The 11,911-nt window shown below is 68.2% G+C and carries 10 protein-coding genes; all 10 read left to right on the plus strand.

The window, feature by feature from the left end:
- Window positions 1-1,197: a thiolase family protein gene (locus tag QSV35_RS05030; protein WP_286287313.1), complete on the plus strand. Its 1,197-nt coding sequence runs from the start codon at window positions 1-3 to the stop codon at window positions 1,195-1,197.
- 1 nt (window position 1,198) lies between these two features.
- Entirely contained in the window at window positions 1,199-2,170 is a 972-nt protein-coding gene (locus tag QSV35_RS05035; RefSeq protein WP_286287315.1) for a zinc-binding dehydrogenase, read from the plus strand.
- Between the two features lie 323 nt (window positions 2,171-2,493).
- Window positions 2,494-3,645 (plus strand): pyridoxal phosphate-dependent aminotransferase, encoded by a 1,152-nt coding sequence (locus tag QSV35_RS05040; RefSeq protein WP_286287317.1) that lies wholly within the window; start codon window positions 2,494-2,496, stop codon window positions 3,643-3,645.
- Window positions 3,646-3,698: 53 nt separating this feature from the next.
- Complete coding sequence (locus tag QSV35_RS05045; protein ID WP_286287318.1) at window positions 3,699-4,256, plus strand: Lrp/AsnC family transcriptional regulator; 558 nt, start codon at window positions 3,699-3,701, stop codon at window positions 4,254-4,256.
- Between the two features lie 195 nt (window positions 4,257-4,451).
- Entirely contained in the window at window positions 4,452-5,486 is a 1,035-nt protein-coding gene (locus QSV35_RS05050; RefSeq protein ID WP_286287320.1) for a sugar ABC transporter substrate-binding protein, read from the plus strand.
- A 5-nt stretch (window positions 5,487-5,491) separates the two neighbouring features.
- The gene (locus tag QSV35_RS05055; RefSeq protein ID WP_286287321.1) at window positions 5,492-7,045 is read left to right on the plus strand and encodes an ATP-binding cassette domain-containing protein; all 1,554 of its coding nucleotides are present in this window, start codon (window positions 5,492-5,494) and stop codon (window positions 7,043-7,045) included.
- A gap of 20 nt (window positions 7,046-7,065) precedes the next feature.
- Window positions 7,066-8,013: an ABC transporter permease gene (locus QSV35_RS05060; protein ID WP_286287323.1), complete on the plus strand. Its 948-nt coding sequence runs from the start codon at window positions 7,066-7,068 to the stop codon at window positions 8,011-8,013.
- A 33-nt stretch (window positions 8,014-8,046) separates the two neighbouring features.
- On the plus strand, window positions 8,047-9,597 hold the full coding sequence (locus QSV35_RS05065; protein ID WP_286287325.1) for a hydantoinase/oxoprolinase N-terminal domain-containing protein: 1,551 nt from the start codon (window positions 8,047-8,049) through the stop codon (window positions 9,595-9,597).
- Between the two features lies 1 nt (window position 9,598).
- Window positions 9,599-10,678 (plus strand): DUF917 domain-containing protein, encoded by a 1,080-nt coding sequence (locus QSV35_RS05070; RefSeq protein ID WP_286287327.1) that lies wholly within the window; start codon window positions 9,599-9,601, stop codon window positions 10,676-10,678.
- Window positions 10,675-11,895 carry a metal-dependent hydrolase family protein gene (locus QSV35_RS05075; protein ID WP_286287329.1) on the plus strand — a complete coding sequence of 407 codons (1,221 nt, stop codon included), beginning with the start codon at window positions 10,675-10,677 and terminating at the stop codon, window positions 11,893-11,895. The genes QSV35_RS05070 and QSV35_RS05075 overlap by 4 nt, the downstream gene beginning before the upstream one ends.
- Window positions 11,896-11,911: the final 16 nt, after the last annotated feature.

An 11,911-nucleotide genomic window follows, 5' to 3' on the forward strand; every position in this document is an offset into this window, starting at 1 on the left:
ATGACCGACGTGTATCTCGTGGGCGGCGTCCGCACCCCGGTGGGCCGCTACGGCGGCGCGCTGAGCGGCGTGCGTCCGGACGACCTGGCCGCCCTCGTCGTGGGCGAGGCCGTGCGGCGGGCGGGCGTGGAGGCCGCGCACATCGACGAGGTGATCCTCGGCAACGCCAACGGCGCGGGCGAGGAGAACCGCAACGTCGCCCGCATGGCGCTCCTCCTCGCGGGGCTGCCGGACTCCGTGCCCGGCTACACCGTAAACCGGCTGTGCGCCTCCGGGCTGACAGCGATCGCGAACGCCGCGCAGGCGGTGCGGGCGGGGGAAGCGGATGTCGTCGTCGCCGGCGGCGTCGAGTCGATGACCCGTGCGCCGTGGGTGACCGCCAAGCCCGACCGGGCGTGGGGCAAGCCCGGCGAGGCGTTCGACACGTCGCTCGGCTGGCGGTTCGTGAACCCGGTGTTCGCGGCCCAGGAGGGGACGACCTTCTCGATGCCCGAGACGGCGGAGCAGGTCGCGCGGCGCGACCGGATCTCCCGGGAGGATGCCGACGACTTCGCCCTGCGCTCGCAGCGCCGCGCGATCGCCGCCATCGACGGCGGCCGCTTCGTCGACGAGATCGTCCCCGTGCCGGTGCCGTCGCGCGGCGAGCCGCGCATCGTCGACGTCGACGAGGGGCCGCGACGGGAGACCTCCGCGGAGGTGCTCGCCGCCCTGCGCCCCGTCGTGCGCGGCGGGTCGGTGGTGACCGCGGGCAACTCCAGCACGCTCAACGACGGCGCGTCCGCGGTTGTCGTCGCCTCGGCGGACGCGGTCCGCCGGTACGGGCTCGTGCCGCGCGCGCGCATCGTCGGGGCGGCTTCGGCCGGCGTGCCGCCGCAGATCATGGGCGTCGGGCCGGTCCCGGCGACCGAGAAGCTCCTCGCCCGCGCGGGCGTGTCGCTCGGCGACATCGGCGCGATCGAGCTCAACGAGGCCTTCGCAGCCCAATCCCTGGCCGTCATCCGCCGTCTCGGACTCGACGAGGCACGGACGAACGCGGACGGCGGCGCGATCGCGCTGGGTCATCCGCTGGGATCTAGCGGCGCCCGGATCGTCGTGACGCTCCTCGGCCGGATGGAGCGCGAGGATGCGGCGCTCGGCCTCGCGACGCTCTGCGTCGGCGTGGGCCAGGGCGTCTCGATGCTGATCGAGACGGTCTGACATGCGGGCCGTGCGCGCGGTCTCCCAGGACTACGACGAGCCGCTGAGCGGTCTGCGCCTGGAGGACGTCCCGGAGCCGATTCCGCCTGCGGGGTGGACGATGGTGCGGGTCGCCGCGGCGGCCCTCAACCCGCACGACGTGTGGACGCTGCGCGGCGTCGGGCACCCCGCGGAGCGCATCCCGATCACGCTCGGCTGCGATGCCGCCGGCTGGGACGAGGCCGGGAACCCCGTCGTCATCTACCCGACCCTCGGCGATCCGGATGCCGGGTTCGGCGACATCACGTTCGACCCTGCGCGGGGCCTCCTGTCGGAGACCGTGGACGGGACCCTCGCCGAGAAGGTGGCCGTCCCTCGCGGGCATCTGGCGCCCAAGCCCGAGTTCCTGTCGTTCGAGGAGGCGGCGGCCCTGCCCGTCACCTTCGGGACCGCGTATCGCATGCTGTTCACGCGCGGACGCCTCGTGCCGGGACAGCGCGTTCTCGTCCAGGGCGCCGCAGGCGGCGTCTCCAGCGCGGCGATCCTCCTCGCGCGGGCGGCCGGCGCGGAGGTCTACGCGACGAGCAGGACCGAGGCGGGCCGCGCGTTCGCCGCGTCGCTCGGTGCGATCGCCCTCGAGACGGGGGCGCGGCTGCCCGAGCTCGTCGATCTGGTTATCGAGACAGTGGGGGAAGCGACCTGGGCCCACTCGCTGCGCGTCCTGCGCCGTGGGGGCGCGGTGGTCATCGCCGGCGCCACCAGTGGGGCGATGCCCTCGGCAGATCTGGCCCGCGTGTTCTTCAACCAGCTCTCGGTCGTCGGCTCCACCGGCTGCACGTTCGACGAGTTCACCCGGATGCTGCGGTTCGTGACGACGCACGGCATCCGTCCCCCGGTCGCCGAGGTCATCGGCATCGACGAGGCGCCGCGCGGGTTTTCACGGCTCATCGAGGGCGGAGTGATGGGCAAGATCGTCGTCCGGATCGCTTCCTGACGTCGACAGGTCCCCCGATCAAACACGGACGGCGAAGCCACGCGAAGGGATGGAAAGCCCCTGGATGCAGGCTGAGCGGACGCGGTGATGCCGGCGGCCGCACCGACATCTGACGATCGACCGGCCATACGAGCAGCACATCCACGCGGGGCGCCGACGTCGTCGCGCAGCAACGACGGGCCGATCCTCGGGGCGCCGCTCATGTCTACTCCGATCGACGGTACGCATCACGGTGGAGTTCAAATGAAATCTCTGTTGGAACACGACTTATTGAACGTAAAGTTGTAGGCGTTCATACTTCACGTTCGAACTCAGGGGGTTCCATGGCGAAGACGACCGTCGCGGCATCAGCGGCGACCTCGGCACGCTCCGGCGGCTCCGGCATCCGGGAGATCATGGAGCTCGCGATGGGGCGCGAGGACATCGCGCGCTTGGAGGTCGGGGAACCGGATTCCCCCTGTGCGATGCACATCGCGGAGGCCGGTGTGAGGGCCTGCATCGCCCCGGTCGGCTACGTCCAGGGGGCAGGCGTCCCCGAACTGCGGGTCGCGATCGCGAAGTCCCTCACCCGCCGGTATGGCAGCGAGGTCGACCCCGCTCGCATCATCGTCACGCACGGCGCAGCCCAGGGCATCGCGCTGGCGTTCTCTCTGCTGTTGCGGGCGGGCGACTCGATCCTCGTGCCCGACCCTGCGTGGCCGAACTACGTCAACGTCGCGCGCGAGCTCGGCGCACGTCCGCTCGCGTACTCGCTGCGCGCAGAGAACGGCTGGCTGCCGGACGTCGATACCCTGTTCGCGCTCGCCGACGACCGCACGCGCGTGCTGGTCCTGAACTCTCCGGGGAACCCCACCGGCGCGGTGATGCCGCGAGCGCTCGTCGCCGAGATCGTCGCCCGCGCGCGTTCGCGCGGAATCATGGTCGTATCCGACGAGGTATACGACGAGCTGATCTACGAGGGCAGATCTGCGGGGGCCGCCTTCCTCGAACCGGATGCGGTGATCGCAGCGTTCAGCTTCTCCAAGACCTACGCGATGACGGGGTGGCGTGTCGGCTATCTGCTGGTGCCGCCCGAGATGTCGACGCGCTTCGCCTACGCGCAGGAGGCGACCACGTCCTGTCTCTCGCCAATCGTGCAAGTGGGTGCGCTCTCGGCACTCGAGGGGCCACAGGGCGCCGTGTCGGAGATGCGCGACGAGTACCGCGCGCGTCGTGACCTCCTGGTCGCGCAACTGGATGCAGCCGGGATCCGAATCGAACCGCCCGCCGGCGCGTTCTATGCGCTCCTTCCCGTCCCGGGTGGGCGGGACGCGCGCGACGCGGCTCTGGAACTGATCGATCACGGCGTGGCGATGGCACCGGGCACCGCGTTCGGCGCGGTCGCGGCCGACCGGCTGCGCGTCTCGCTCGCGAGCAGCCGGGAGACCCTGCGCATCGGCCTTGAGCGGTATCTCGCCTGGTACGGCGCGAAGTGAGTCCGCCGGGTCGCGGCTACACTGACCGCGGGCAGAGCGCCCGAGGAGGCGAAGTGGCGAAGAAGTACAGGAACACGGCGGCCCTTTCGCGGCTGGTCGAGCGGCCTGCCGAATCGGTGGCGATCGACGCGATCGACCGCGCGATCCTCCTGGAGCTATCGGCGGATGCGAGGCTGTCGCATCGCGCGCTGGCCCGCAACGTTCAGATGTCGGCACCCGCAGTCGCTGAGCGCGTCGCGCGTCTCGAGCGGCTGGGCGTCATCAAAGGGTACGCGGCAGCGATCGATTGGGACCGTCTCGGGTACAGCGTGCTCGTCTTCGTCCTCATCGTCCTGGACACGGGCAACGACATCGAACCGACGACGGACGCGCTGCGTGCGATCGAGGAGTTGGAGGACCTCACGGTCCTCGCCGGTCGCTACGACATGATCGCGCGCTTCCGTCTGCGCGACCATGCGCACGTGCGCGAGCTCCTCCTCGATCGCCTCTGGCAGCTGCCGAACGTCTCCCGGATGGAGACGACATTCGGACTCGGCGGCATCCCGCTGGAGTCACTGACCGCCCGGCTGCTCACCTCCGACGATGACGAGCGTGACACGATCGCGGAGTAGCCCAGCCCTCCAGAAACATTACAAACGCGTCGGATCAAACATTCGACACCATACAGATACAAAGTATTTTTGACGTTCCTCTTCCATTCGAGAAGGATTTGGGCCAAGCTGGGACAGTTGTGACGCACGACGACGTGCGATGCAGCATCAGCATCTGCTGACTGTCCTGTTCCATCTCCCGAACCTAGGAACGCCATGAAGAAGTCACTCCTCCTTGCCGCGGCGACCGCCGCCAGCGCGCTCGCATTGGTGCTGACGGCCTGCACGGGGCCCGAGACCACGGCCGGCGACAGTTCGAGCGCGGCGGGCGCCTCGGGGAAGTCGGTCTGGTACGCCGATGTCATCGACTCGAACCCGACGACCGTCGCCGTCGCGCAGGGCATGAACTCGGTCTTCTCGAAGAACGGCGTGAAGATGACCCGCTCGCTCGCCGTCGACCCGACGACAGGGCAGCTCGACATCGGCGCCCAGTCCCAGGCGATCACGCGCGCCATCCAGAGCAACCCCGCGGCGATCGCGTATTTCATGCTCGACCCGACCGCCTCGCGACCTCAGGTCGAGCAGGCGATGACGGCGAAGATCCCGGTCTTCGCAGCATTCGGCAAGCCGTCCTTCGATGTCAACGCCTTCATCGCGTTGTATGACAACCAGCAGGGCTACACGTCGGCGAAGTACCTCGCGTCGCAACTGCAGAAGGGGGACAAGGTCGCCATCATCAGCGGCCCGAACGTCATCAACGTCAACGACGAGGTGGCCGGCGCGACCAAGGCGCTTCAGGAGGCCGGCATGACCATCGTGGGCAACGTCGAGCAGCAGCGGAATCTCACGGACGATGCCAATGGCGGCAAGACGGTCATGCAGGGCATCTTGCAGCAGAATCCCGATGTCAAGGGCGTGTTCGTATACAACGACGAGACGGTTCTCGGGGCCATCGCCGTCGCGAAGCAGGCTGGCAAGAACATCCTGTTCACAAGCCGGAACGCCACGATCGACGCGATCAATGCGATCAAGGCGGGCGATTTGCTCGGCACGTGCGACATCCAGCCTGTGCAGATGGGCGAGCTGCTGGCGACGGCCATCGTCGCTGAGATCACCGGCCGGAAGACGTACACGAAGTCCGAGCAGATCCCTTCCCCGTCCGCGGAGAAGTGCATGGTGACCAAGGACAACGTATCCGAGTGGAAGTCGCCGGAGCAGCTCGTCAACTACGTCAAGATCCCCATGGGCTGAGTTCCGTGTCGACATTGATCGGACTCCGCGACGTGACGGTGGAGTATCCCGGGAACCGGGCTCTCGACCAGGTCACACTCGACATCAATCCCGGGGAGGTGCTCGCCATCGTCGGTGCCAACGGCTCCGGGAAGACAACGCTTCTGAGCGTGCTGACGGGCCAGCGCCGACCGACATCAGGATCGGTCGTCGGCCCGGACGGGGACATCGTCTTCGACCGGCCGGCGGCCGCCCTCGCGGCGGGCGTCGCGCTTGTACCGCAGGAGCCCTTGATGGCACCCACGCTGCCGGCGTGGGAGAACCTGATCGTCGGTCAGACCCATCTGTGGCGTCCGGCGCCGAATCGCGCGACGCGAGCCTCGGCCCGTGATCGCGTCCGCGAGGTGCTGCCGCACGTCGACCCGGACATCCCCGCAGGCGAACTCCGCAAAGCGGATCGCGCGGTGCTGGGTCTTGCACGCGGGATGCTGACAGACCCTCACGTGCTCGCGCTCGATGAGCCGACAGCCGTTCTCGGTGACCGGGGCGTCGAACTGGTCGAGCAGATCACGCGTGGAGTGACCGCGAGAGGGGGAGCGGTCGTGATCGTCAGTCATCGGCTACGCGACATCGTCCGCCTCGCCGATCGTGTCGCGGTGCTCGTCGACGGGAAGCTGAAACTGGACGCCGCTGTCGCGGACGTGTCCATCGAGGAGATCATCGATTCGCTGGCCGCAGGCCGTGGAGTGGCCGTCTCAGCCCACGAGCGCCCGACCGACGCACCGGTCCTCGGCGAGGACGTGCTCAGCGTCACAACCGATCGGTCGCACTCTGGGCTGGAGGTGTCCGACCTGTCGGTGCGCTCCGGCGAGATCGTGGGGCTCGTCGGCATGGCAGGAAGCGGTCGCACTCGTCTGTGCAAGCTCGTCGCCGGGGTTCTGGGGGATCCGCAGGGCGTGCGCTTCCGTGGTGGACGCCCGCCGCGTTCGGCGCGTGCGGCGCGTCGGGCGGGCATCGCGTATATCCCCGAGGACCGCCTGAACGAAGGCCTCTTTCCGCCGCTCTCGGTTGCGATGAACATCGAAGTGGGCGATCTCGTTCGCCGCAGCCTCGCCAGCGTCACAAGATTCAGCCCGAGCAAGTCCGCGACGCAGCGGGCCATCGATCGATTCGGGATCAAGACGCCGTCTCAGAGCGTCGAGGTCACCGCGCTCAGCGGCGGCAACGCGCAGCGCGTCGTGATCGCACGGGAACTCATGAACGAACCACGGCTGTTGGTCGCCGACGAGCCCACCCAGGGCGTAGACCGCGCCGGTCGAGCCGCGATCCACGACCTCATGCGCGATTTCGTCCTGCGCGGCGGCGGCGTTCTCGTGGTCAGCTCCGAATTCGAGGAGCTCCAGGAGATCGCATCCCGGCTCTACGTGATGGTGGACGGCCGCGTCGTCGCGGACGTGCCCGCCGACACCCCATATGCGCGACTGGTGGCCTTGGCATCGGGTCTCGACGACGGCGCGTCGGCCGAGCAGGACATCCCCCATCTGACTGAGAACGACCCGACTCGAAACGGACAGCTGTGATGATCGACACCACGACTCTGATGTCTACCCGCCGAGGGCCCGGACAGTACGTCCGCGCGCACACCACGGACATCATGCTTCCCGCGGCGCTCGTCGTCCTCATCATCATCGGCCTCGTCCTCTTCCCGAGCTTCCGGTCGGTGACGAACTTCTTCAACATCCTCACGTTCTCGTCGGTGCTGTTGATCGTCGCGATCGGCGAGACATTCGTCGTTCTCGGTCGCGCCGCCGACCTCACCGTCGGCTCGATGGTCGGCCTCTCCGGCGCCATCCTCGCCGTACTCTCGACGACTATGCCCGCGGTGCCAGCCGTGGCACTCTCCATCATCATCGGGACGCTCATCGGCGCTCTGCAGGGCATCATCATCACGAAGGTGAGGATCTCCTTCCTCATCGTGACACTCGGTCTCTACTCCATCCTGCGCAGCCAGGTGCAGGTTCTGCTCGGCGGCCAGAGCCAGAACGTCGACATCAGCTGGCTGCAGACCCTGTCCAACGGCTACGTCGGCATCGTCCCCAATCTCGTCATCATTGCTCTCGTCGTGTTCGTCGTCGCGACCCTTGTCCTGCGCGGCACCGGGTTCGGCCGGGCACTATACGCCGTCGGTGCGAGCCCCGAGACCGCACGACTTGCTGGCATCCCGGTCGCGCGCGTCGTCATCATCTCGTTCGCGATCAGCGCGTTCGCGGCATCCGTCGCAGGCATCCTGACGGTCGGAACCCTCGGTTCGGCGCAAACCACCGCCGGGTCCGGGATGGAGCTCGTGGCGCTGTCAGCGGTCCTGTTGGGCGGCACACGCTTCTCCGGCGGCTATGGCAGCGCGACCCGCACGCTCGTCGGCGTGCTCTTCCTCGGCGTACTGAACAGTCTGCTGTACGCGGCGGGCATCAGCTCGTTCTGGCAAGGCACCGCCTCCGGTCTCGTGCTCATCCTCGCCGTCGCGCTCGACCGCACGCGCAAAGACTGACATCCGCTCACCCCAACCACGACAGGAGAAACTATGGGCCTGCGCATCGGCATCGACGTCGGCGGCACCAACACCGACGCCGCCGTCCTCGACGGCGACACGGTCGTCGCCGCGACCAAGGCGACGACAACCGAGGACGTCACGACCGGCATCTTGAACGCCCTCATCGAAGTGCTGTCGGCGATCGACGTCGCCCAGGTGGATGCGGTCTTCATCGGAACCACCCACTTCATCAACGCCATCGCGCAGGGCAAGGACCTCGCGACGGTCGCGGCCGTCCGGATCGCGACCCCGCCACAGTCCCTCCTGCCGACGATCGACTGGCCGGACCGCCTGCTGCCGGTGATCGGCGACAACTTCCACGTCGTTCGTGGAGGATCCCAGTTCGACGGCCGACTGCTCAACGAGCTCGACGAGAAGGGTCTGCGCGAAGTAGCTGGGAAGATCCGCGCGGCGGGCATCCGCCACGTCGCGCTCAGCTCGGTGTTCTCCTCGGTCAACGCGGACCCCGAGATCCGCGCGGCGGAGATCCTCGAAGAGGAGTTGCCCGAGTCCACCATCACGCGATCGGCGCTCGTCGGCCGTGTGGGTCTCCTCGAGCGCGAGAACGCCACGATCCTGAACGCAGCGCTGCGAGATCTGGCGGATCGCGTGATCAGCGGACTCGAGCGCGTGGTCGGCGGCGTCGGCATCACCGCGCCGATTCTGCTGTCGCAGAACGACGGCACCGTCATGACGCTGGAGCGCGCGCGGCTCTTCCCGATCTTCACGATCGCCTCCGGGCCGACGAACTCGATGCGCGGAGCAGCGCTGCTCGCGGGCATCACCGACGGCGTCGTGATCGATGTGGGAGGCACCACATCGGACATCGGCATGCTGCGGCACGGGTTCCCACGTGAGTCGACGATCGCCATGAGCCTGGCTGGAGTGCGAAGCAATTTCCGAATCCCGGACGTGCTCTCGCTCGCGCTCGGCGGTGGCACGATCATCTCGGACGACGGTGCGACCGTCGGGCCGCAGAGCGTCGGGTACCGCATCGGAACCGAGGCTCTCGTCTTCGGAGGCGGGACGACGACCTTCACGGACATTGGCGTGGCCGCCGGCGCGGATCCCATCGGCGACCCCCACCTGGTCACCGGGTTGGATCCCGATACCGTCAGACGCGGTCTCGACGTCGTCCGCGAGATGCTCGTCAGGGCGGTGGAGAAGGCCAAGCTCACTTCGGGAGACGTGCCCATCATCGCCGTCGGCGGCGGCGCGCCGCTGCTCAAGGCCATCGGCGGCCTCGAGGGGATGATCATCCCGGAGAACGCCGGCGTCGCCAACGCAGTCGGCGCCTCCTACGCGGAGGCGGGCGGAGAAGTCGACAGCGTCTACAGCCTCGAGGGGAAGACCCGTGCACAGGTGCTCGAGGAGGCGAAGGAACTCGCAGTCGCCCGGGCCGTGGAAGCCGGCGCGGACGCCGAGCATGTCCGGATCATCGAGGCGGAGGAGGTCCCGCTCACTCACCTTCCCGGAGGCACGGCCGTGCACGCCCGCGTGAAGGCCGTCGGACCGTTCATCGCACTCAAGAAAGGCAACTGACATGCGACTCATCGACGAGGCAGCCCTCGATGACATCACCCTCGGCTCCACGATCTTCGGCGCCGGCGGCGGCGGCGATCCGTACATCGGAAAGCTCCTCGCGCGCGATGCGATCCGTCGCTTCGGCCCCGTGCCGCTCGTCGACGTCGAAGAAGTGCCCGATGACGCGAACGTTGTGTTCATCGCGGGCATGGGCGCGCCGGGAGTCCTGACCGAGAAGGTGCCGCGCGCGCACGAGTACGACAGGGTGCTGCGTGAGCTTGAGAAGCACACCGGCAAGAAGTACGACTACGTGTGCCCCGCGGAGGCGGGCGGGCTCAACGCGGTCACTCCATTCGCGACGGCAGCCGTCGTCGGCGTGCCCGTGATCGATGCCGATGGCATGGGGCGCGCCTACCCCCACCTCGAGATGGTGACTCCGACGCTGTACGGCGGCAAGGCGACCCCACTCGTGATGGTCGACGAGCACGGCAACAACATGTTCCTCAACTGCGACGACAACGCATGGGTCGAGCTGATCGCCCGGGCCGCCGTGGTGACGAGCGGGGCGAACACGACGCTGGCGCTGTATCCGATGACCGGAGCGCAGGCCAAGGCCTGGCTCGTGCGGGGTGTGCTGAGCGCCGCGGCCGACGTCGGCCGTGCGATCCGCGAGGCTCGCGCAGACCACCGTTCCGCTGTGGATGCCGTCATCGACAGCCAGAACGGCATCCTGCTGTTCGAAGGCAAGGTCGAACACGTCGAACGGCGCAACGAGGGCGGGTGGACGATCGGCCGCGCCGAGATCAGCGGACTGAACGACGACAAGGGCCGCGAGATGGTCGTCCACTTCCAGAACGAGAATCTGATGGCCGAACGCGATGGAACGATCATCGCGACGAGCCCCGACCTCATCATGGCGCTGGAGCTCGACTCGGGCGAACCGATCCCCGCGGAGGAGATCCGCTACGGGTTCCGCGTCGCCATCATCGGCCTCCCGTGCGACGCGCGCTGGCGCTCGCCCGAGGGTCTCAAGCTCTCCGGTCCACGGCGATTCGGCTACGACGTCGACTTCACGCCCGTCGAGGACTTCGTGCGATGACGCGCACCGTCTTCGCGGGTGGCGAGGTCTTCGACGGCACGGGCGCACCGGCGCTCCTTGCGGACGTCGCGATCGAGGGCGGCCGGATCGTCGAGGTCGCCCCCGGTCTCACCGGTGACGACATCCACGACGTCACCGGGAAGCTCATCATCCCCGGTCTCATCGACGCCCATGCGCATGCGCAGTTCGATGGAATGGACGTCGTCGCGAGTCAGCAGCAGCCCTTCTCGCTGCAGTTCTTCGAGGCGGAGCGGAACCTCAGGACGATCCTCGCGTCCGGCATCACGACGATCCGGGATGCCGGCGGCATCGACCTCGGAGTCAAGACGGCGCTTGAGCGGGGTATGATCGCCGGCCCGAGGGCGCTCATCTCCATCTCGGTGCTCAGTCAGACCGGTGGTCATGTCGACGGCTGGAATGTTCACGGCGACCACCAGCGGCTCTTGGTTCCTCATCCCGGTCGCCCCGATTGCGTGGTCGACGGGGTGGAGGGCATGCGCCAGCGCGTTCGCGAGTTGCTCCGCGCGGGCGCCGACACCATCAAGGTGTGCGCGACCGGCGGGGTCATGTCGACGCGCGACGACCCCCGCCACTCGCAGTTCTCGCTCGACGAGCTCGTCGTCTGCGTCGAGGAGGCGCGGGCAGCCGGCAAGGATGTGCTCGCGCATGCGCAGGGCGCCGCCGGCATCAAGAACGCGCTGCGGGCCGGAGTGCGCTCGATCGAGCACGGCATCTTTCTCGACGACGAATGCATCGAGCTGTTCCTGGAGACGGGTGCGTGGCTTGTGCCGACGCTGCTCGCGCCTGCGGCACTCATCGAGTCTATAGACGCCGGGATGCGCGTGACGCCGGAGATGGAGGTGAAGGCGCGATCGGTGGTCGAGGTGCATCGTGCAGCGATCGCCCGCGCGCACGCGGCGGGCGTGCGTATCGCGATGGGCACCGACGCGGGAGTGTTCCCGCACGGACAGGCGTCGCGCGAACTCGTCTTTCTCATCGACGCCGGGATGTCTCCGGAGGAGGCGCTTGTGGCAGCGACGTCGGGCGCTGCGGAACTGCTCCGCCTGAGTGACGAGATCGGCACCGTGACAGCCGGGAAGGCCGCCGATCTCCTGGTTCTCGGCGGCGACGCGTGGAACCTCGCGGCGTTCGCGGAGAACCTCGAGACGGTCGTGCAGGCAGGGCAGATCGTCGAACGGGAAGCAAACGCCACCTGATCCTGGATTCGCCGGG

The organism is Microbacterium candidum (assembly GCF_030315975.1).
Lineage (GTDB): Bacteria > Actinomycetota > Actinomycetes > Actinomycetales > Microbacteriaceae > Microbacterium > Microbacterium candidum.